Source organism: Burkholderia sp. Ed8 (genome assembly GCF_040761425.1).
Lineage (GTDB): Bacteria > Pseudomonadota > Gammaproteobacteria > Burkholderiales > Burkholderiaceae > Burkholderia > Burkholderia seminalis.
In genome coordinates this window covers 137,998-158,982 of sequence record NZ_CP142885.1, presented here as the reverse complement: position 1 = coordinate 158,982, position 20,985 = coordinate 137,998, and the positions used below count along the sequence as shown (strand labels likewise).

At 69.7% G+C, this 20,985-nt stretch carries 22 protein-coding genes; 14 read left to right on the top strand and 8 right to left on the bottom strand.

The genetic code is table 11. From position 1 onward, the window contains the following. Positions 1-354: 354 nt before the first annotated feature. Positions 355-1,587, bottom strand: coding sequence for an MFS transporter (locus VXM69_RS00745; protein ID WP_367188800.1), 1,233 nt, complete (start codon positions 1,585-1,587; stop codon positions 355-357). Between the two features lie 101 nt (positions 1,588-1,688). On the opposite strand from VXM69_RS00745, the gene VXM69_RS00740 reads away from it, so the two are divergent. Continuing rightward, entirely contained in the window at positions 1,689-2,672 is a 984-nt protein-coding gene (locus VXM69_RS00740; RefSeq protein WP_367188799.1) for a LysR family transcriptional regulator, read from the top strand. Positions 2,673-2,702: 30 nt separating this feature from the next. Here VXM69_RS00740 and VXM69_RS00735 read toward each other — a convergent pair whose 3' ends face one another. Beyond that, positions 2,703-3,341: a 2-hydroxychromene-2-carboxylate isomerase gene (locus tag VXM69_RS00735; protein ID WP_367188798.1), complete on the bottom strand. Its 639-nt coding sequence runs from the start codon at positions 3,339-3,341 to the stop codon at positions 2,703-2,705. Between the two features lie 142 nt (positions 3,342-3,483). Beyond that, positions 3,484-4,302, bottom strand: coding sequence for an IclR family transcriptional regulator (locus VXM69_RS00730; protein WP_226228995.1), 819 nt, complete (start codon positions 4,300-4,302; stop codon positions 3,484-3,486). 172 nt (positions 4,303-4,474) lie between these two features. On the opposite strand from VXM69_RS00730, the gene VXM69_RS00725 reads away from it, so the two are divergent. The 4 genes from VXM69_RS00725 (at position 4,475) to VXM69_RS00710 (ending at position 9,264) form a co-directional block, all read left to right on the top strand. Further along, the gene (locus VXM69_RS00725) at positions 4,475-5,461 is read left to right on the top strand and encodes a hydroxymethylglutaryl-CoA lyase (protein WP_034187706.1); all 987 of its coding nucleotides are present in this window, start codon (positions 4,475-4,477) and stop codon (positions 5,459-5,461) included. Beyond that, positions 5,458-6,750: a CaiB/BaiF CoA-transferase family protein gene (locus tag VXM69_RS00720; protein ID WP_301741378.1), complete on the top strand. Its 1,293-nt coding sequence runs from the start codon at positions 5,458-5,460 to the stop codon at positions 6,748-6,750. The genes VXM69_RS00725 and VXM69_RS00720 overlap by 4 nt, the downstream gene beginning before the upstream one ends. An 83-nt stretch (positions 6,751-6,833) precedes the next feature. Continuing rightward, complete coding sequence (locus VXM69_RS00715) at positions 6,834-8,141, top strand: MFS transporter (protein ID WP_034187708.1); 1,308 nt, start codon at positions 6,834-6,836, stop codon at positions 8,139-8,141. A gap of 1 nt (position 8,142) precedes the next feature. Beyond that, a complete protein-coding gene (locus tag VXM69_RS00710; RefSeq protein ID WP_367188797.1) occupies positions 8,143-9,264 on the top strand; it encodes an amidohydrolase in 1,122 nt (373 codons plus the stop codon). A 15-nt stretch (positions 9,265-9,279) separates the two neighbouring features. Here VXM69_RS00710 and VXM69_RS00705 read toward each other — a convergent pair whose 3' ends face one another. From VXM69_RS00705 to VXM69_RS00695, 3 genes are all read right to left on the bottom strand, one after another. After that, positions 9,280-9,756: an SRPBCC family protein gene (locus VXM69_RS00705; RefSeq protein WP_034187710.1), complete on the bottom strand. Its 477-nt coding sequence runs from the start codon at positions 9,754-9,756 to the stop codon at positions 9,280-9,282. A gap of 127 nt (positions 9,757-9,883) precedes the next feature. Then, positions 9,884-10,369, bottom strand: a complete 486-nt coding sequence (locus VXM69_RS00700) for an SRPBCC family protein (RefSeq protein WP_200086079.1) — start codon at positions 10,367-10,369, stop codon at positions 9,884-9,886. Continuing rightward, positions 10,341-10,706, bottom strand: a complete 366-nt coding sequence (locus VXM69_RS00695; RefSeq protein ID WP_049033982.1) for a helix-turn-helix transcriptional regulator — start codon at positions 10,704-10,706, stop codon at positions 10,341-10,343. The genes VXM69_RS00700 and VXM69_RS00695 overlap by 29 nt, the downstream gene beginning before the upstream one ends. Before the next feature lie 205 nt (positions 10,707-10,911). Between VXM69_RS00695 and VXM69_RS00690 the strand changes: the two genes are divergently transcribed. The 3 genes from VXM69_RS00690 to VXM69_RS00680 all read left to right on the top strand — a co-directional run bounded on the left by VXM69_RS00690 (position 10,912) and on the right by VXM69_RS00680 (position 12,982). Continuing rightward, the gene (locus VXM69_RS00690) at positions 10,912-11,442 is read left to right on the top strand and encodes a GNAT family N-acetyltransferase (protein ID WP_059559057.1); all 531 of its coding nucleotides are present in this window, start codon (positions 10,912-10,914) and stop codon (positions 11,440-11,442) included. A gap of 11 nt (positions 11,443-11,453) precedes the next feature. After that, positions 11,454-12,239: a YhfC family intramembrane metalloprotease gene (locus tag VXM69_RS00685; RefSeq protein ID WP_367188796.1), complete on the top strand. Its 786-nt coding sequence runs from the start codon at positions 11,454-11,456 to the stop codon at positions 12,237-12,239. Positions 12,240-12,403: 164 nt separating this feature from the next. Beyond that, positions 12,404-12,982 carry a membrane protein gene (locus VXM69_RS00680; protein WP_049030872.1) on the top strand — a complete coding sequence of 193 codons (579 nt, stop codon included), beginning with the start codon at positions 12,404-12,406 and terminating at the stop codon, positions 12,980-12,982. Between the two features lie 15 nt (positions 12,983-12,997). On the opposite strand, the gene VXM69_RS00675 is transcribed toward VXM69_RS00680, so the two are convergent. Beyond that, a complete protein-coding gene (locus VXM69_RS00675; RefSeq protein ID WP_367188795.1) occupies positions 12,998-13,582 on the bottom strand; it encodes a TetR/AcrR family transcriptional regulator in 585 nt (194 codons plus the stop codon). Between the two features lie 338 nt (positions 13,583-13,920). On the opposite strand from VXM69_RS00675, the gene VXM69_RS00670 reads away from it, so the two are divergent. Then, positions 13,921-14,625: an SDR family oxidoreductase gene (locus VXM69_RS00670; protein WP_034187716.1), complete on the top strand. Its 705-nt coding sequence runs from the start codon at positions 13,921-13,923 to the stop codon at positions 14,623-14,625. Between the two features lie 58 nt (positions 14,626-14,683). Here the strand turns inward: VXM69_RS00670 and fabV are convergent, their stop codons facing one another. After that, positions 14,684-15,886, bottom strand: a complete 1,203-nt coding sequence (gene fabV / locus VXM69_RS00665; protein ID WP_034187717.1) for an enoyl-ACP reductase FabV — start codon at positions 15,884-15,886, stop codon at positions 14,684-14,686. A gap of 165 nt (positions 15,887-16,051) precedes the next feature. Here fabV and VXM69_RS00660 point away from each other — a divergent pair, with 165 nt between their 5' ends. From VXM69_RS00660 to VXM69_RS00640, 5 genes are all read left to right on the top strand, one after another. After that, positions 16,052-16,585: a MarR family transcriptional regulator gene (locus VXM69_RS00660; protein ID WP_034187718.1), complete on the top strand. Its 534-nt coding sequence runs from the start codon at positions 16,052-16,054 to the stop codon at positions 16,583-16,585. 88 nt (positions 16,586-16,673) lie between these two features. After that, complete coding sequence (locus tag VXM69_RS00655; RefSeq protein WP_367188794.1) at positions 16,674-17,996, top strand: SDR family oxidoreductase; 1,323 nt, start codon at positions 16,674-16,676, stop codon at positions 17,994-17,996. Continuing rightward, positions 17,993-18,463, top strand: coding sequence for a DUF2269 domain-containing protein (locus tag VXM69_RS00650; protein WP_034187719.1), 471 nt, complete (start codon positions 17,993-17,995; stop codon positions 18,461-18,463). The genes VXM69_RS00655 and VXM69_RS00650 overlap by 4 nt, the downstream gene beginning before the upstream one ends. Before the next feature lie 93 nt (positions 18,464-18,556). Beyond that, positions 18,557-19,426 carry a thiol-disulfide oxidoreductase DCC family protein gene (locus tag VXM69_RS00645; RefSeq protein ID WP_367188793.1) on the top strand — a complete coding sequence of 290 codons (870 nt, stop codon included), beginning with the start codon at positions 18,557-18,559 and terminating at the stop codon, positions 19,424-19,426. Further along, a complete protein-coding gene (locus VXM69_RS00640; protein WP_367188792.1) occupies positions 19,423-20,922 on the top strand; it encodes a TIGR01777 family oxidoreductase in 1,500 nt (499 codons plus the stop codon). The genes VXM69_RS00645 and VXM69_RS00640 overlap by 4 nt, the downstream gene beginning before the upstream one ends. The last annotated feature ends 63 nt before the right edge of the window (positions 20,923-20,985 follow it).

Below are 20,985 nucleotides of genomic sequence, written 5' to 3'. Positions count from 1 at the left end.
CGCAACGGGGGCGAGTATGTCAGCCGTTATTTCGAAGAAAATGCGAAAAAATACCGGGAATCCCCTGATAAAACGGGGTTGTGCGATGGGGTCGGATGGCAACGCGCCGCGCGGTGCGGCAGGGGCGAATCGTCCGACGTTTGCGTGCAGGCGTGCACCGCTGTTGCAAAAATTAATCGGTTGAACTGGCTAATTCGTCAGGCGGATGCGGATCTTGCACCGAATGAACGAATGCGCGCGTCGGTGCGTCCGAATCTGCCGGGCCGTGCGGCATCATGCATGCGCCGATCGAAAATAAAAGAAAAGGCGGGCAAGCCCGTGGGCCTGCCCGCCTCGTCCTCGCGACGGCGGATGTCAGTTGCGCCAGATCCGCACCGCGAGCGCGGCCAGCGACGTCGCGACGGCCAGCGCGGTCACGGCATTCCAGCCCAGTTGCGCGAGCAACAAACTGCCGATCGCGGCGCCGGCCGCCATCCCGATGAACATCCCGACGAACAGCACCGCGTTGAGGCGGCTGCGCGACGCGGGATCGATCCGGTAGACGATGGCCTGGTGCGCGATCAGCGTCGCCTGCACGCCGAGATCGAAGCCGATCGTCGCGAGCGCGAGCAGGACGAGCTGCGCATGCGGCGACATCAGCGGCGCGGCGGCCATCGATGCGAACGACAGCGTCGCGATGCCGATTCCGATGCGCGTGACGCGCTCGGGGCCGTGGTGGTCGGCCAGGCGTCCGGCGATCGGCGCGGCCAGCGCGCCGGCGGCGCCCGCGAGGCCGAATGCGCCGGCAGCCGCGCTGCCGAGATGGAACGGCGCGCCGTGCAGCATCACCGCGAGCGTCGACCAGAATGCGCTGAAGCCGATGGCAAGCAGCCCCTGCGCGAGCGCGGCGCGACGCAGAGCCGGATGATCGCGCCACAGCGCGCCGAGCGAGGCGATCAGCGCGCGGTACGGCAGCCGCGTGGTCGGCTCGAAGCGCGGCAGCCCGCGCGCGGCCACCCAGCCGATTACCGCGACGCTGACGGCCGCGAGCGCGAACATCGCGCGCCAGCCGGCCGTTTCGGCGATGAAGCCGGCCACGACGCGCGACAGCAGGATGCCGAGCAGCAGCCCCGTCATCACCGTGCCGACGATGCGGCCGCGATGCGTGTCGTGCGCGAGCGTCGCGGCGGCCGGCACGACGTCCTGCGCCATCGTCGCGGCGAGGCCGATCGCGAAACTCGCCGCGAGCAGCAGCCCGAGAGACGGCGCGATCGCCGCGAGCAGCAGCGCGACGACCAGCGCGGCAGCCTTGGTCACGATCACGCGGCGCCGGTCGAAGCGGTCGCCGAGCGGCGCGAGCAGCAGGATGCCGAGCGCATAGCCGAGTTGCGTGAGCGTCGGCACGAAGCCGATCGCGCGCGCCGATGCGCCGAGATCGGGCCCGAGCGCGCCGAGCATCGGCTGCGCGTAGTAGAGCGGGGCGACGGCGAGGCCGGCGGCGGCCGCGAGCAGCAGCACGAGCCGGCGATCGGGCATCGAACGGGCGGCCGGATGGGCCGGGGCGTGCGCCACACGGGGCGCGGCGTCGAGACGGGTCGGGGTGGACATGGTGTGCATCCTTGGTTGGATAACGGGATGGACGCGAGTGTGGCGGTACGCGGCCGGCCACGGTAGTGCCGCCTCGCGCAGATTTGTTATACGCTGCACGAATGACCGAAAAATCTTCTGCTTCTCCCGCCGCTGGCGGGTTTCAGCGCGTTCAGGCCGTGCCGGTGGACGGCGCCGGCTATCGTTTCGAGCTGATGGAAACGTTCGTGCGCATAGTCGAGGCCGGCAGCCTGTCGGCGGCCGCTGCGCAACTGCATACGACGCAGCCGACCATCAGCCGGCGGCTGCAGGCGCTCGAACGGTCGCTCGGCATGCGGCTGCTGCAACGGACGACGCATACGATGCGGCTGACCGTCGACGGCGAGCGTTGCCTCAAGCGCGCGAAGGAACTGCTGGCGAACTGGGCGGCGTTCGAGGCCGATTTGCGCGGCGCGCAGGAGGAGCCCGACGGGCTGCTGCGCGTCGCGGTGCCGCACGCGTTCGGGCAGGAACGTTTCGTCGCGCCGCTCGCGCAGTTCCTGCGCGACTACCCGCGCGTGTCGGTCGAGTGGCTGCTGCAGGACGAGGTGCGCGATTTCGTCGGCAGCGGCATCGATTGCGCGATCCAGGTCGGCGAGCCGACCGATCCCGGCGTGGTCGCGATCCGGCTGACGAAGGTGCCGCGCTTCGTGGTCGCCGCGCCGTCGGTGCTGAACGGCGCCGATCTACCGGGCGACCCCGACGCGCTGGCCGGGCTGCCGTGGCTCGCGTTGCGCACCTACTACCGCAACGAACTCGCGCTGACGCACGCGGTCACCGGCGACACGCGACGCATCGCGATCCGGCCGCGCATCACGACCGCGAACCTGTATGCGCTGCGTAGCGCGGCGCTGCTGGGCGTCGGTGCGTGTGTCGGCTCGTCATGGATGCTGGCCGGCCATCTCGCGCGCGGCGAGCTCGTGCATCTCGCGCCCGAGTGGCAGGCCGCGCCGCTGCCCGTCTATCTGACCTATCCGCACGCGCAGTTCTATCCGTCGCGGCTCGTGCGGTTCGTCGCGATGATGCGCGAGGCCGTGCCGACGCTCGTCGAAGGGCGCGAGGCATGATCGCGCAGGCGCGCGATGGCGGCCGTGCCGTCAGCCGCGCCGGATGCCTTCCGGCAGCGCGCTGATGCGGCGCACCTCGGGCGAGTCGAGCCACGCGCGCGACGTCGCGCAGTCGACGAACATGTCGGTCGCGTCCTCGCCCCAGAACAGGTCGCCGTCGAGCGCGAAGGTCGGCACGCCGAATACGCTGTCGGCGATCGCCCGATCGGTGTTCGCGCGCAGCGCGTCCTTGACCGGCTGTGCCTCGACGGCCGTCACGCCTTCCGGAAAGCCGACGGCTTCGCATAGCGCCGCGAAGCCGTCGGGCGTCGATACGTCGTGGCCGTCGCGCCAGATGTGCCGGAAGATCCGCCGGATCGCGTCGCGCGAACTGCCCATCGCGATCGCGAGGCGCAGCGGCCTGATCGGGTTGAACGGGTGCGCGGGCGGCATCCGGAACGCGATGCCGAGCTTGTCCGCGCGATATTGCGCGTGACGATAGGTGAAGACGCGTTTGGCCGCGATCTCGGCCGGCGCTTTCTGGCCCCAGTGCGTGAGCAGCGCGCCGAGCACGATCGGGCGCGGCTCGAACGCGGCGGCCGGCGGCAACCGGTCGAACTGTTCCTGCTGCAGATAGGCGAACGGCGAAACGAAATCGAAATACCAGGCGGCGGGGCGTGCGGCGCTCATCGCGATTGTCTCCTCGTGCGGGTCCGGTTGGCGGTTATCCGCCCGGTGTGCATGCGAGTGGCACACCGGGCGTGCATCGTCGGCCAGTGTCGCATGCGGCGGCCCGTCGTGCCGTCGCATCGCCGCTGTCGTGCGCAATCGCCTACGACCGTGCAGCGTCGTCGGCCGACGACGCGAGCCGGGCGAGGCTGTCGCGCACGGCGGCCGCGTCGTAGCGCGTGCCCGCGCCGCCGAGCGCGACGGTCGCCTTCTGCGCGAGCGGCAGCAGCATGGCGAGCGCCGCGGCCATCGCCGGCGCGGCGGCGAGCCGCGATTTCGGGCCCGACACCGTCAGCGCGCCGACGCATTCGCCGGCCGCGCCGAACACGGGCACGGATGCCGATGCCGTCTCGGGGTCGCGCTCGCCGTACGACGCGGCCCACAGCTGTTCGCGCACGTCGTCCCAGCGGGCGTCGTGGGTGTCGGTGAAGGCCAGCAGCACCTTCCCGGACGCGCCCTGGCGAACCGGAAATTCCTCGCCGACGCGAATCGACACGCGCACGGCGCGGGCCGGTTCGACGCGATAGAGCACCGAACGCATGTCGCCCTGGCGCACGTAGAACGAAGCCGTTTCGCCGAGTTCGCGGCTCAGCGCCTCGAGCAGCGGCTCGATCACCGGGCCGACGCGGAACGAACGCTGGTACAGCGCGGCGAGCCGCAGCGGCTCGTGCCCGATCGCGTACTGGCCGTCGTCGAGCTTGCGCATGAAGCCGCCGTGTTCGAGCGCCGCGAGCAGGCGCAGGATTGTGCTCTTGTACAGCCCGGTGCGGCGCGACAGCTCGGCGAGCGACAGCCGGTCGTCGGTCTGGCCGAACGCACGGAGGATCGCGAACGCGCGATCGAGCACGGCGACGCCGCTGGATGCTTCTTCGGCCGCCGGATCGGACATGTCGCCGGTGTGGCCTGCTTGATGCGTGGGCACTGACTGCTTCCTTCGAATGATGGTCGGCCCACTATATCGTTCTGCCTGACAGAACTCAAGTTCCATAAAATCGCGATTTCACGGGTATACCCCGCTTACCGCTCGTTCGCTGCCCGCCTAAAGTTCTGTCAAACAGAATGATGTTCTTTCAGATAGAACGATGAGGTGTCGAATGAGCGTTTCCGAATATCCGAAGGTGCTGGTCAGCGAGGTCGGTCCGCGCGACGGGCTGCAGAGCATCAAGGCCGTGATGCCGACGGCCGGCAAGCTGCGCTGGATCACCGCGCTGGCCGCGGCCGGCCTGCGCGAGATCGAGGTGGGGTCGTTCGTGCCGGCCCGGCTGTTGCCGCAGATGGCCGACGTGCGCGAAGTCGTCGCGCATGCGCGGGCGATTCCGGGGCTGCACGTCGCCGCGCTCGCGCCGAACCTGCGCGGTGCCGAAGGGGCATTCGACGCGGGCGTGCACAAGCTGACGCTGCCGGTCTCGGTCACGGAAGCGCATTCGCTGGCGAACATTCGCAAGACGCCCGCGCAGATGATCGACGAAGTGCGCGCGATCGTCGCGCTGCGCGATGCGCGGTATCCGTCGGTGCAGATCGAGGCCGGCGTGTCGGTCGCGTTCGGCTGCACGATCGCGGGCGCCGTCAGCGACGACGAGACGATCGCGATGGCCGCCGCGATGGCCGAATGCGGTGTCGACGAAATCGGCCTGTCCGATACCAGCGGTTATGCGAATCCGGCCCAGGTGCGCCGGCTGTTCACGCGGCTGCGGCGTGAAGTCGGCGACAAGGCGGGCGGCGCGCATTTCCACAACACGCGCGGGCAGGGGCTGGCGAACGTCGTCGCGGCGCTCGACGCGGGCGTGACGACGATCGACGCGAGCCAGGGCGGCCTCGGCGGGTGCCCGTATGCGCCCGGCGCGACCGGCAACATCGTGACCGAGGATCTCGTGTTCCTGCTCGAAGCGATGGGATACGACACGGGGGTCGACGTCGACGCGCTGCTCGCCGCGCGCGCGATCCTGCATGCGGCGTTGCCCGCCGAGGCGCTGTACGGCCACGTGCCCGATGCGGGTTTGCCGAAGGGTTTCCGCTATGCGGACGGGCGTGTCCCGTCGGCCGCGCAACCGGAAGGATGCCTGGCGGGAGTCGCGCAATGAACGAACGCCAACCGGCCTCGGCGCTGCCGTACGCAGGCGTGCGCGTGATCGAGATGACGCACATGGTGATGGGCCCGACCTGCGGGATGCTGCTCGCGGATCTCGGCGCGGAAGTGATCAAGATCGAGCCGATCGCGGGCGACGGCACGCGGGCGCTGCGCGGTTCCGGCGCGGGTTTCTTCGGGATGTTCAACCGCAACAAGAAAAGTCTCGCGGTCGACGTGAAGGATCCGCGCGGGCTGGAGATCGTGCTGCGGCTCGTCGCCACGGCGGACGTGTTCAGCGAGAACTTCAAGAGCGGCACGCTGGACCGCCTCGGCCTCGGCTATCCGTCGCTGCACGCGCTGAATCCGCGCCTCGTGTACGTATCGCACAAGGGCTTCCTGCCGGGCCCGTACGAGCATCGCACCGCGCTCGACGAGGTCGTGCAGATGATGGGTGGCCTCGCCTACATGACGGGCCCCGAAGGGCGGCCGCTGCGCGCGGGTGCAAGCGTGAACGACATCATGGGCGGCATGTTCGGCGCGATCGGCGCGATGGCCGCGCTCGCGCAGCGCGAGCGCACGGGCCGCGGCCAGCAGGTGCAGAGCTCGCTGTTCGAGAACAACGTGTTTCTCGTCGCGCAGCACATGATGCAGTTCGCGGTGACGGGGCAGGCCGCGTCGCCGATGCCGAGCCGCATTTCCGCGTGGGCCGTCTATGATGTGTTCTCCGTCAAGGACAACGAACAGATTTTTCTCGCGGTCGTGTCGGACACGCAATGGGCGCTGTTCTGCGATGCATTCGGCCTGGCCGCGCTGAAGGACGATCCGCGCCTCGCGACCAACAACCTGCGCGTCCAGGCGCGCGAATGGCTGCTGCCCGAGTTGCGCGCGCGGCTGGCGTCGTACTCGGCCGCCGAGATCGGCGCGATCTTCGAGTCGACCGGCCTGCCGTACGCGCCGATCACGAAGCCGCAGGACCTGTTCGACGATCCGCATCTGCGCGCCACGGGCGGCCTCGAAGCCGTGACGCTGCCGGCCGACGCGAGCAGCGCCGGGCGGCCGGTGGACACCCGCACCGCGCTGTTGCCGCTCACGCTCGCGGGCGAGCGCCTGCGGCTGCGCTCGGCGCCGCCCGCGATCGGCCAGGACACGCATGCGCTGCTCGGCGAGCTCGGCTACACGCCCGACGACGCGCGTGCGCTGATCGACGCCGGCGTCGTCGCGGGCCGGGGCGGCGCGGACGACGCGGCGCACGGCGACGGGCCGGGCGGCGCGCCTTCGCCGACTGAAGTGGCGAGCGCGTAGCGCGGCCGCGATCCCCCGAACGAACACAGGCAGCCCGGCCGCGCCATGCGCGGACGAGGACCGCCGTATCCATGGAGACGAACATGACATCCGCTTCCCCGGCGCTCGCCGCCGACCGCGAGACCGACACGTCGGCCGAGCAGCGCGCCGTGCGCAAGGCCGCATGGCGCTTCATCCCGCTGCTCGCGCTCGCGTACTTCTTCAACTACCTGGATCGCACGAGCGTCGGGTTCGCGGCGCTCACGATGAACCGCGATCTCGGGCTGACCGCGACGCAGTTCGGCTGGGGCGCGGGGATCATGTTCGCGGGCTACTGCGTGTTCGAGGTGCCGAGCAATCTCGCGCTGTACCGCTTCGGCGCGCGCCGCTGGCTCGCCCGCATCATGATCACGTGGGGGCTGATGGCGGCCGCGACCGCGCTCGCGACCGGGCCGACGAGTTTCTACGCGATCCGGCTGCTGCTCGGCATCGGGGAGGCCGGCTTCTTCCCGGGCGTGATCTTCTTTCTCGCCGTGTGGTTTCCGGCGAGCTACCGCACGCGCGTGCTGGCGTGGTTCACCGTGTCGACGCCGCTGTCGTCGCTGATCGGCGGCCCGCTGTCGACGTGGCTGCTGCAGCTCGACGGCGTGCTCGGGCTCGCCGGCTGGAAATGGATGTTCATCGTCGAAGGGCTGCCGGCGTGCGCGCTCGGTTTCCTCGTCCTGAAGCTGCTGTCCGATTCGCCGGCGCATGCCGCGTGGCTGTCGGACGACGAGCGCGCGGCGCTGCAGCGCGCGTTCGAGCGCGAAGGCGCGGCGGCCGGCCGCAAGAAGGGCTTCGGCGTCGCGTTGCGCGACGTGCGCGTGTACGTGCTGGCGCTGATCTCGTTCGGCTTCACGATGGGCTCGTACGGGATCGGCATCTGGCTGCCGCAGATGCTGAAGGCGCACGGCATGTCGACGATGCAGACGGGCTGGCTGTCCGCGGTGCCGTACTGCTTCGCGACGGTCGCGCTGCTGTGGTGGGCGAAGCGGGTGGACCGTCGCGGCGGCCCGGTCGCGAACCTGGCCGTGGGGCTGTGCATCGGCGCGGTGGCGCTGGGCGTGTCGACGCATTTCCTGACGCTCGGGCCGGCGCTCGTCGGCATCACGTTCGCGTTGATCGGCACGATTGCCGGCCGCACGATCTTCTACACGCTGCCGTCGCGCTTCCTGTCCGGCCAGGCGGCGGCCGGCGGGCTGGCGCTGATCAACTCGATCGGCGCGCTCGGCGGCTTCGCGGGCCCCTATCTCGTCGGCTACCTGAAGGACAGCTTCGGCACGTTCACGGCCGGCATGCTCGGCCTCGCGATCGTGCTGGCGATCACGACGCTGCTCACGCTGTCGCTGTACGCGTTCGACCGGAGCGAATGACATGGATACGATTTCGATCAAGCGACGCCGGTTGCTCGGCGCGGCCGCGGCCTCGTTCGCGCTGCCCGCATGCGCCGACACGCCGGCCCACGATGGAGCTTCCCGCATGACGACGCAAGGCAACTATCTCGCGGTCCGCCCCGACTGGCTCGCGTCGGCGCTCGAACCCGCGCTCGAGCCGGACCTGCCGATCGTCGACGCGCATCATCACTTCTACGAACGGCCGGGCTGGATTTACATGCTCGACGACTATCTGCAGGACGCGCGCTCGGGCCACCACATCCAGGCGTCCGTCTACATGCAGGCGCAGACGCGCTATCGCGATTCGGGGCCGGCCGAACTGAAGCCGGTGGGCGAGACGGCCTACGTGGCCGGCGTGGCCGAGCCGCTGCAGCACGGCCCGGTGGCCGTCGCCAAAGGTATCGTCGGCCATGCGGACCTGCGGCTCGGCGCACGCGTGCGCGACGTCCTGGAAGCGCATCTCGAAGCCGGACGCGGCCGGTTCCGCGGCGTTCGGCACCTGACCACGTGGGATGCCGATCCGACGCTCGCGAATCCGCTGTCGGCGGTGCCGCGCGGGCTGCTGCTCGATCCCGCGTACCGGGCCGGCGTCGCGCAGCTCGCGCCGCTCGGGCTGTCGTACGACGCGTGGCTGTTCTTTCCGCAACTCCCCGAACTGTTCGACCTCGCGAAGGCAAACCCCGACACGCGGATCGTCGTCAATCACTGCGGCGGCGTCGTGCGGATCGCCAGCTATGCGGACAAGCGGCCGGAGGTGTTCGAGCGCTGGTCGGCGTCGATGCGTGCGCTCGCGCAACTGCCGAACGTGTACGTGAAGGTCGGCGGCCTCGGGATGCGCATCAACGGGTTCGATTTCGAGAAGGGCGCGACGCCGCCGTCTTCCGTGCAGCTCGCCGACGCGTGGAAGCCGTGGATGATGACCTGCATCGACGCATTCGGCCCCGGCCGCTGCATGTTCGAGAGCAATTTCCCGGTCGACAAGGGCTCGTATTCGTTCGTCAACGGCTGGAACGCGTTCAAGCGGCTGACCGCGCAGGCCAGCCGGGACGAGCGCGACGCGCTGTTCCGCGGCACGGTCACGCGCGCCTACCGGCTCGGCTGACGCGCGTGCGCGGCGTCACCCGGCTTCCACCAGCGCGGCCAGCCGCGCCAATGCCATCCGCCAGCCCGTTTCGTTGTCGGCGGCCGGCACGCCGGGCGGCACCCCGTCGTGCACGGCATCCACGCGCGTGCCGCCGGCTTCGTCGGACAGCGTGATGGTGATCGTCATCGCGCCGCGCAGCATCGGATCGTCGGTTTCGAACACGTCGATCTCGACGATCCGCTCGTCCGGCACGAGCGTGACGAAGCGGCCGTGATAGGTATCGGTGCGCGCGGTGGTCTTGCCGGTGTCGGCCGACGGCGCGTCGTAGCTCAGCGACACCCGCAGCGCGCCGCCTTCGCGCGCATCGTACGCGTGCACGCGGCACGTCATGCCGTCGGGCACCTTCCACTGCTCGACCGCGTGCGGATCGAGCAGCGCGCGGTAGACGCGCCCGCGCGGTGCGTTCAGGTGCCGGCTGACCCGGGTGGAATGCGTGTGCGTGTGCAACATGTGGCCTCCCGCGGAACGCGCGCGACGGCGCACGCCGGCGGCCGGCGTGTCGTCATGCTTCCTTCAGGAATCCTAGGCGCGGGCGCGGCGGCATGCAATGGCTGCCCGCGCGGGCGCGTTCAGCCGTTCAACGCAGGGCGGCGGCGAAGGCATCGAGCTGCGTGATGCACGTGTTCCAGCCCTCGAAAAAGCCGAGCGCTTCGTGGCGCTCGCGCGTCGCGGCATCGGGATGCATCACGCGCGCCTCGTAGCGGCTGCCCGCGTCGTCGTCGGCCATCGTGACGATCGCCGTGAAGCCCATCCACGGCGTCTGCGGCCGCCAGCCCCCCGCGAGCATCGACGTGAACGCGATGCGCGATTCCGGCACGATCTCGAGAAAGCAGCCGGGATTGTCGCTCGTGCCGCCGTCGGGGCCGCGCATGAACGTGTGGAAGGCGCCGCCCGGGCGCAGGTCGAATGCGCGCACGTCGGTGGTCCACGGCTTCGGGCACCACCACTCCTTCAGCAATTCGGGGTCGGTCCACGCGCGCCACAGCGCACGGCGCGGCGCGTGCAGCGTGCGCGTGATGACGAGATCGTGGGCTTCAGCGGGTTCGACGGGGCTGGCTGACATCGTGCTCCTCCTGATGATGGCGTTCGACGAATTCGACGAGGCGGTCGGATCGCGCCTCCCACAGCGCGCGCTGGGCGGCGAGCCATGCCTCGGCCTCGGTCAGCCGGCTGACCACCAGCGCGCAGGTGCGCGAGCGGCCGGTTTTCCGGGTCTGCACGAGGCCGCTGCGCTCGAGCACCGCGACATGCTTCATGAACGACGGCAGCGCAATGTCGAACGGCGCGGCCAGCGCGGAAACGGTTCGCTCGCCCTGGCCGAGCGCGCTGACGATCGCGCAGCGCGTCGGATCGGCGAGGGCGTGGAACACGTCGCTGATACCGGGTTGAAAGTTATCCATTTGGCTAAGTGTAGGCGACGTGACGGGTGATGCAGCGGAAATTTTCATCGCGTACGATGATGGGGCGGTAACGCGCGCCGACCGGGCGCGGCGTTGCCGGACGCCTGCCGCCGTTTCTTGAGCCTCGACGACCGGCCGGCGTGCGTTTGGGATCCCGGCCCATGCCGAAACCGTGCGTGCGGCCTGCCTGACTACCGGAGAGGGCATGACCGAATCTGTTACCGTCCGTCGGATCGACGCACGCGACGCGATGCGTTGCGTCGACGCGCTGGCCGACCTGTTGATCGATTGCGTCGAAGGCGGCGCATCCGTCAGCTTCATGTTGCCGATCGCGCGGCCGACCGCCGTCGCGTTCTGGACGCGCGTGGCTGAGGGCGTCCAGAACGACGAGCGCATCCTGCTCGTCGCCGAGGATGCGGCGGGCCGGATCGTCGGCACGGTGCAGGTCGTGACCGCGCAGCCCGAGAACCAGCCGCATCGCGCGGATATCGCGAAGATGCTCGTCGCGCGGCACGCGCGCCGGCAGGGCATCGCCGCGCGGCTGATGGCGGCGGCCGACGCGGCCGCGCGCGACGCCGGCAAGACCGTGCTCGTGCTCGACACCGTGACGGGCGGCGACGCCGAGCGGCTGTACGAGCGGGCCGGCTGGCAGCGCGTCGGCGTCGTGCCGAACTATGCGCTGATGCCCGACGGCGCGCTCTGCGCGACGACCTATTTCCACAAGCAGCTCGCGTAACGACAGCCGTCATGCATCCCGTCGCCCCGGCGCTGCTGTGCGCCACGCTGGCGGCCGGTGTCGCGGCACTGATCGCGCCGGTGTGGCTCGCGGTCCGCTGGCGGCGCCGCATGCAGGTGCCGCTGCGCGTGTTTTGCTACGGCATGCTGACCTTCTTCGTGTTCCAGCCGCTGCTGCGCCTGTCGTGGCAGGCGCCGCTGTTCCACTGGCTCGGAACTAGTCCGCGCTGGCATCTGCCGATGCTCGTGTTCGCCGCGTTGACGGCCGGGCTCTTCGAGGAATGCGGGCGCTGGGTCGCGTTCCGGTATCTGTTGCCGAAGCGGCACGATGCGCGGACGGCCGTGATGCTCGGGCTCGGGCACGGCGGGCTGGAAGCGATGCTGCTGGTCGGCGTGGGGTTCGTCGCGCTCGGCACCGGCTACCTGCTCGCGCACGCGGGTGTCGTCGTGCCGGCCGGCATGCGCTCGCTGATCGGGTCGGAGTTCGCGGGGATGACGCTCGTGTCGCCGCTGCTCGCGCTGTTCGAGCGCGTGAGCGCGATGGCCGCGCATGTCGGGCTGTCGCTGATCGTGCTGCAGGCGTTCGTGCGCGGCGCGAAACGCTGGCTCGCGTATGCGATCGCGTTCCATTTCATGTTCGACCTTGTCGCGGTGCTGCTGACGCGGTACTGGCACGTCGAGACCGTGCTGGTCGAGGTGCTCCTGTTCGTGTGCAGCGCGGGATTGCTGTGGCTGGGCGTGCGCGTGAGCCGTCGCGGAGCGGGCGCCGGCGCGACGCGCACGGAGCATGCCGCGTGACGCGAGTGGCCGGCGTCGGTCGTACGCGGCGCCTTCGCGGCCGCGCCGGGCGCTGCCCGGCGGCCGGTTTGCCCGCGGCATGAAAAGCCGGGCCGGAAGCGCCGCCGGTCCGATACCATTCACGCCGGAAGACTTCAACGAAACGCCAGGGAACCTCCGCCTCGATGAAACGCTCACACGTCGCCTTCGCCCTCACGGGCCTGCTCGTTGCGCTGCCGATTGCCGCGTATGCGCTCGTCAAGCCGCTGCGCATCGTCGCGCCCGCGCTGCTGCCCGGCGTGTCGTGCCCGAGCGCCGACGTCTGCACGGACGATGCCGCGAAGCTCGGCGACGCGCAGCGGCTGTATCGCGACGGCTATGCGCGCGCGGCGGCGGCCGTCGGCCCGTTTCACGATGCGCCGCGCGTCGTGTTCTGTTCGACGCGCGCGTGTGCCGACGCGTTCGGCCTGGGCGCGCGCGCGGCGCTGACACTCGGCAATTTCGGGGTGGCCGTCGCGCCGCGCGGCTGGACCCCCTATTTCATCGCGCACGAGCTGATCCATCATCGTCAGGCCGAAGTGCTCGGCAACCTGGCCGTCGCGACCAAGCCGCGCTGGCTGATCGAGGGGATGGCGTATTCGCTCAGCGACGATCCGCGCCATCCGCTCGCGCAGCCGTTCGAAGCGTGGCGCACGCGTTTCGATGCGTGGCATGCGGCGCTCGGCGGGCAACCGCTGTGGGATGCCGCGCGGGCGGTCGAGTAGCGCGGGAGGGCGGCGTTACGCAGGCGTGCCCGGATCGCCGCGTCCGGCGCCCAGCGTCTTGCGTCCCGCGTCGAGGATCTCGTCGGCCAGTGCGCGATCGGTGCCCGCGACCGCGCGCGACAGCACGAGCGCGCCGACCATCTGGCTGAAGACCGCCAGCGTGTCGCGACGCGTCTGCTCCGGCGTCGCGCCTTCCGCCGCCACCATCGGCGCCAGCCGGTCGAGATACGCGGCGAGACCGTGCGCGTAGCATGCGCGCGCCGCGTCGGTCAGCCGCGCCGCGTCGCCGGCGAAGCCGGACAGCGGGCACCCGGCCTCGATGTTGTCGCGATGCGCGGCCGACAGGTACGCCGCCACCTGCGCGTCGAGACTGCCGGCGTTCGGCGAATCGGCGCGGTCGTGCATCGCCTTTTCCATCACTTCGGCGACGAGCGCGTCTTTCGACTTGAAGTGGTTGTAGAAGCCGCCCTGCGTGAAGCCGGCTTCCTTCATCAGCTCCGTCAGCCCGACGGCATCGACGCCGCGCGCGCGGAACAGCCGCTCGGCGGCCGCGAAGATCGCGCTCCGGTTCTCGGCGGCCTGCTGTCTTGATACGCCCATCGATCTCTCCCTGATTTTGCCGATCGCGTCGATTGGAAAACACAATTGCGATCACCATTGACATGAGGGCGTGGCGCGAACAGAATGCACCGCAAAGACAATGGTGATCGACATTGACATCGAGTGTAGTCGACTTGGCCGGCGATGCAAAGCCACGGCCGGACACGGATGGCAGTCGGTTGGCGTCTTTGGCGCCGCGGCTATCGGGCGGCGGACGGCTCGCCGCCCGCCGTCGGCGGCGCACCGGTTCGGCAAGCAATGGCAACCTCGTTTTCCACCGGATCTCATGCGCGCGGCGAGCCGGCGCGCAGGCGATTCATCATGCGAAAGGAACGATCATGAAGATCGAAGGTGCAGTCGTTTTCGTGACGGGCGCGAACCGCGGGCTCGGGCTCGAGTTCGCGAAGCAGGCGCTCGCCAGAGGCGCGCGCAAGGTCTATGCGGCGGCGCGCGATCCGGCCACCGTGACGCTGCCGGGCGTCGTGCCCGTGAAGCTCGACGTGACCGATCCGGCGGCCGTCGCCGCGGCGGCCGATGCGGCCCGCGACGTCACGCTGCTGATCAACAACGCCGGCATCGCGCGGCTCGGCAGCCTGACGGACGACGGCGCGCCCGACGCGCTGCGCGAGCACTTCGAAACCAACGTGTTCGGGATGCTGGCGATGTCGCGGGCGTTCGCCGGCACGCTCGCCAGCCACGGCGGCGGCGCGATCCTGAACATCCTGTCGGTCGCGAGCTGGGTGAACCGGCCGATCCTGTCGGGCTACGGCGTGTCGAAATCGGCCGCGTGGGCGCTGACCAACGGGCTGCGCCATTCGCTGCGCGAACAGCATACGCAGGTCGTCGGGCTGCATGCGGGGTTCATCGATACCGACCTGACGGCCGGCCTCGACGTGCCGAAGGCCACGCCGGCCGACGTCGTGCGCCAGGCCTACGAGGCAATCGAAGCAGGAGAAGAGGAGGTGTCGACCGACGAATTCACGCGGCAGGTGAAGGCCACGCTGTCGTCGGGCGTCTATCTGGAAGAGCCGGCGCCGCGTTGACGCGGCCGGCAACGCGGCCCCGCCGCCCGCTCGATGAGCGCGGCGGCGGGGCGTTTCGTCAGACCGTCGTGTCGATGATGCCCGGGATCTTCACGTCCGGGTTCACGTCCGCGTCGTAGTCGACACCGGCGATCTCGAAGCCGAACAGCCGCAGGAAGTCGGTCTTGTAGCCGGCGAAGTCGGTCATCTCGTACAGGTTCTCGTTGGTCACCTTGTCCCACATCGCGACGACCTTCTCCTGCACCTGCGGATCGAGCTCCTTGTAGTCCGCGCGCAGGCGGCCTTCCGCGTCGATGTGCGGCGTCGCGCCGTACAGGCTGTCCTTCAGGAGCCCGTACACCTGCTCGATGCAGCCTTCGTGCGTGCCGGCTTCCTTCATCACCTTGAACAGCAGCGACAGGTACAGCGGCATCATCGGGATCGCCGAGCTGGCCTGCGTGACGACGGCCTTCAGCACCGACACGCGGGCATCGCCGCCGTGCGCGGCCAGCTTATCGCGGATCGACAGCACCTTCTTGTCGAGATCCTTCTTCGCTTCGCCGATCGAGCCGTTCCAGTAGATGTCGTGCGTGATCTGCTCGCCGAGATACGTGAACGCGGTGGTCTTCGCGCCGTCGGCCAGCACGCCGGCGTCGGCCAGCGCGTCGATCCACATCTGCCAGTCCTCGCCGCCCATCACCGCGACGGTGCCGTCGATCTCTTCCTGCGTCGCCGGTTCGAGCGCGACGTCGCGGATCACTTCCTTGTCGGTGTCGAGGCCGCGGAACGTGACGGCCTTGCCGACCGGCTTGAGCGTCGAGCTGATCGTCTCGCCCGTCTTCGGATGCGTGCGGCGCGGTGCCGCGAGGCTGTAGACGACCAGATCGACCTTGCCGAGATCCTGCTTGATGGTGTCGATCGTGACCTGCTTGACCTTGTCGGAGAATGCGTCGCCGTTGATGCTGCGCGCATAGAGCCCCTTTTCGGCGGCGAATTTCTCGAACGCGGCGCTGTTGTACCAGCCGGCCGTACCGGGCTTCGTTTCGCTGCCGGCGCGCTCGAAGAACACGCCGAGCGTGTCCGCGCCCGAGCCGAATGCGGCCGAGATCCGGGCCGCGAGGCCATAGCCGGTCGACGCGCCGATCACGAGCACCTTTTTCGGGCCGTTGGCGATCGGGCCGTGCGAAGTCACGTAGTCGATCTGTTCCTTGACGTTGGCCTCGCAGCCGACGGGATGAGTCGTCACGCAGATGAAGCCACGCACGCGCGGTTTGATGATCATGGAAAAACCTCTGTCTATCAGAAAGGCGGGGACGGCCTGAAATCGGAAAATCCCGCGCATTGTAAAGGAAGCGGCCGATCGCGGGCGGGCGCGGCCGGACGGTGTCGGATCGCCCCGGTTATTTCTCTCTTGACAGAAATAACTGAAATGAATAATTTTCCTGACATGGAACTCACACCGATTGCCGAACGATTCATTCTCCACTGGGGCGAAATGGGCTCGCGGTGGGGCGTCAACCGCACCGTCTCGCAGATTCACGCGCTGCTCTACCTGGCCGGCCGGCCGGTCGCGGCCGACGAGATCGCCGACACGCTCAACGTCGCGCGCTCCAACGTCAGCACGAGCCTGAAGGAGCTGCAGGCGTGGCGGCTCGCGAAGGTCGTGCACGTGCTGGGCGACCGCCGCGACCACTTCGAGACGTCGACCGACATCTGGGAGTTGTTCAAGCTGATCGTCGAAGGGCGGCGGCAGCGCGAGATCGAACCGACGCTCACGGTGCTGCGCGATTGCCTGACGAGTCCGGAGATCGCGAACGAAAGCCGCGAGACCGAACAGCGTATCCGCGACACGCTGCAGTTCGTCGAGACGCTCACGACCTGGTCGGACGAGATGCTGCGGCTCAAGCCCGATACGCTGATGAAGGCGCTCGGCATCGGCGCGAAGATCAGCCAGACGGTCAGGCGCAAGCCGTCGAAGTAAGCGGTAGCGGAAGTGCGGGCGGGCAGCCCGCTTTTTTTGGGGTTGGTATTTCTGTCTTTACAGAAATAACTGTAAATAGAGGATGAAGATGAACGCAATCCTGCCGTCGGCCCGACAGCACGATCGCACCGGCGCGCGCAGTATCACCGTGCTCGTCTGCGGCGCGAGCGGCTTCATCGGGCGGGCGCTGTGCGCGCAGCTCGAAGCCGGCGGCCATCACGTGCTGCGCGGCGTGCGTCACGCGGCCGGCCCGCGCGACATCGCGATCGACTTCGCGCGGGACGTCGATCCGCAGGCGTGGCTGCCGCGGCTGACGAGCGTCGACGTGGTGGTCAACGCCGTCGGCATCCTGGCCGACCGACGCGGCGCGACGCTCGACGCCGTGCACCGCGCCGCGCCGTGCGCGCTCTTCACCGCATGCTGCCGCGCCGGCGTGCGGCGCGTGATCCAGATCTCGGCGCTCGGCGTCGAGCGCGGCGAGACGCGGTACTTCGCGAGCAAGCACGCGGCCGACCGGTTCCTGCGGACGCTGCCGATCGATTCCCGCATCGTGCGCCCCGCGCTCGTCTACGGCGCGGCCGGCGCGTCGGCGCGGTTGTTCCGGATGCTCGCGAGCCTGCCCGTGCATGTGCTGCCGGCGGGCGGCCGTCAGCGGCTGCGCCCCGTGCACGTCGACGATCTCGCGGAAGTCGTCGCGCGGCTGGTCGTGCAACCGGACGATGCGGCGGAGGCCGGCAACCGGGTGATCGACGTGGTCGGCGGCGACGAAGTCGAATACCGCGAGATGCTGGCCTGCTACCGGGCCGCGCTGGGGTTTCCGCCGGCTGCGCGCGTGACGCTGCCGGGCCCGCTGGCCGGCGCGGCGGCCGTCCTGTCCAGCATGCTGCCGGGCGCGATGTTCACGCGCGACACGTGGACGATGCTGCGCGCCGGGAACACCGGCGATCCGTCGGCCACCGCGGCCGTGCTCGGCCGGCCGCCGCGCGGCATCGGCCGCTTCATCGGTACGGAAAGCGCTGCCGCGCTGCGCCGCGAGGCGCTCGCGATGTGGCGGCGCCCGTTGCTGCGCGGCGCGCTCGCGATCGTGTGGATCTGGACGGCCATCGCGAGCGCGTTCATCCATCCGCTGCACGCGAGCCTCGCGCTGCTCGCGCCTGCGCACCTGACGGGGCTGCCGGCGTTGCTTGCGCTCTATGGGGCCAGCGCGCTGGACTTCGCGTTCGGCATCGCGACCGTCGCCGCGCCTTCGCGGCGCCTGTGGGCTGCGCAAGCGGCGCTGATCGTCGCGTATTCGGCCGTGATCGCGGTCACGATGCCGGGCCTGCTGGCCGAACCGTTCGGTCCGGTGCTCAAGAACGTGCCGATTCTCGCCATCCTGTTGATCCTCTTTTCAGAAGAAGAACGCGCATGAATACCTATCTCGTCATCAAGGCGCTTCACATCCTGTCCTCGGTGCTGCTGGTCGGCACGGGGTTCGGCACCGCGTTCTACCTGTTCTTCGCGAACCGCACGCGGTCGGTGCCCGCGATCGCGGCCGTGTCGCGGCTCGTGGTGCGCGCGGACGGGTGGTTCACGACGCCGGCCGTGATCTTCCAGCCGGCGTCCGGCTTGTGGCTCGCGCACACGGCCGGCTGGCCGTGGCATACGCCGTGGCTGCTCGCGTCGATCGTGCTGTACGCGGTCGCCGGTGCGTGCTGGCTGCCGGTCGTGTGGCTGCAGCTCGAACTGGCATCGATGGCGAGGCTCGCGCACGCGAACGGCGATGCCGCGCTGCCCGAGCGCTACTGGCGCTACGCGAAACGCTGGGAACTGCTCGGTTATCCGGCGTTTTTCGCGATGCTGACCGTCTACTTCCTGATGGTGGTCAAGCCGATGTAAGCGTGTCGCCGCCGTGCGGGCGCGGCGGTTCGAGGCACCGGCATGCAGTCGATCGATTCATGATGCTTTCGATAAAAAGAAGGAGTGCAAATCATGAGCGCAAGTGAACTGGAAGTTTACTTCGACGGGCGATGTCCGTTATGCGCCGCGGAAATTCGGCGTCTCGCGGCGCGCGACGCGCGACACCGGCTGATGTTCGTCGATATCGCCGAACCGGGCTTCGACCCGGCGCCGCTGGGCGTCGACCTGCCCGCGCTGAATCGCGAACTGCATGCGCGCCTGCCTGACGGACGCATGCTGACCGGCGTCGACAGCGTCGCGGCCGCCCATGCGCTGGCCGGGCGCCGCTGGCTCGCCTGGCTGCTGCGCGTGCCGGCCCTGCGCGGCGTGCTCGCACCGCTGTATCGCCGCTTCGCACGCAACCGGCAGGCCGTTTCGCGCTGGCTCGGGTATCACGCCGAAGCGCGCTGCGACGACGCGGCGTGCGGGATCGGCGAGGCCGCCGGACGCAGGGCATCAGCGCGCCCCGCACGCGACACCCGGCGCCGCATCGTCGTGAACTGGATGGGGGCGGTCGCGATCGTGCACCTGCTGGTCGGCGCGGTCGTGCCGTGGATGGCCGGCGCGCCGTGGCTCGATGCCTATCACCGCGGCATCGAACTGCATTTCTGGGCAGGAACGGCGCCCGACGCCGCACGTGCCCAGCAGGTCTGGTGGATGTCGCTGGCCGGCGCGACGGTACAGTGCGCGTCGGTCTGGATGCTCGCGCTCGTCCACCTCGGCAGCCGGTTGCGCAAACGGGAAGTGTGGGGCTGGCTGCTGGCCGGCCTGTCGATCTGGGCGCCGCAGGACATGCTGTTGTCGTGGCAGGCGCATGTGCGGGGCCACGTAGCGATCGACCTCGTCGCGCTCGTCGCGATGGTGCCGCCGCTCGTCTGGCTGTGGAGGAGGGATACCGTATGAACACCTTGCCTGCTTTCGACTGGGCGCTCAACCTGCTGATCGTGCAGGGCGCGATGGGCGCCTTCGATACGCTTTATCACCACGAACTCACGCAGGACCTGCCGCACAGCCCGCGCGCGCGGCTCGAGCTGACGATTCATGCGGTGCGGTCCGTGTTGTACGGCCTCGTGTTCGCATCGATCGCGAACGTTGCGTTTCACGGGGCGTGGGTGGCAGCGCTCGCGGCGGTCGTATTCGTCGAAGTGGCGCTGACGTTGTGGGACTTCGTCGTCGAGGACCAAAGCCGCAAGCTGCCGGCCACCGAGCGCGTGCTGCACACGCTGCTGGCCGTCAACGGCGGCGCGCTGTTCGGGATGATCGCGATGCAACTGGCCGTGTGGGCGCACGAGCCGACCGCGCTGCAGCCGCTCGATCCCGGCTGGCGCGGCTGGCTGCTCAGCCTGTTTGCCGTCGGCGTGACGATATCGGGTGTGCGCGACGGGATCGCCGCGTGCCGGATCGCGCGCCGTGTGCCGGCCGCCAATCCGTTCGCGGGTCAGCCGCCCGGCCACGTGCTCGTGACCGGCGGGACGGGCTTCATCGGCGAAACGCTGGTGAACCGGTTGCTCGATGCCGGGCATACCGTCACGCTGCTGGCGCGCGATCCGCTGCGCGCGGCCTACCTGTTTGATGGCCGCGTGCGCAGCGTGACGTCCGTCGAACAACTGCGGCCGCACGAGCGTGTCGACACGGTCGTCAATCTCGCGGGCGCGCCGGTGCTGGGCGCACGCTGGAGCAAGCGCCGGCAGGCGCGGCTGCTTGCGAGCCGCGTCGGCGTCACGCAGGCGCTGACGCGCTGGGTCGAGACCGCCGAGATCAAGCCGCGCACGTGGATCCAGGCATCCGCGATCGGCTACTACGGCGTGCGTCCGGCCGACGAACGGCTCGACGAGGCCAGCAGCGCCGGCACCGGCTTCATGTCCGAACTGTGCCGGCAGTGGGAGCGTGCCGCGCAGCCGCTCGAACGCCACGGCGTGCGCACGGTGGTGCTGCGGCTGGGCATCGTGTTCGGCCCCGGCGGCGCGTTGCGCCCGATGCTGCTGCCGCATTACTTCGGGATGGGCGGGCGATTCGGCGACGGCGCGCAGGTGATGAGCTGGATTCACCGGGACGACGTGCTGCGGATCGTCGCGCGCGCGATGTCGAGCGCGGGCATGCGCGGCGTCTACAACGCGGTCGCGCCGGTGCCGCTGACCCAGCGCGCGTTCGTGCAGGTCGTGTCGAAGGTGCTGCGCCGCCCCGCGTGGCTGCACGTGCCGGCCGCGCCGCTGCGCGTCGCGATGGGCGAGATGGCCGAACTGCTGCTGGACGGGCAGCGCGTGATGCCGGCGCGGCTGCATCGGGAAGGATTCATGTTCCGCTTCCCGACGGCCGAGCATGCGCTGCGCGACCTGACGAACCGGCCGCACGCCGATTTCGCGGGGCCGGCCTGCCGTTTGCCCCGCCGTCGTGTATAAATTCGGCGTGAACGTGCGCGGGGCGTGTCCTGCGTCCCGCGCGCTCCGCATCCGACCTCACAA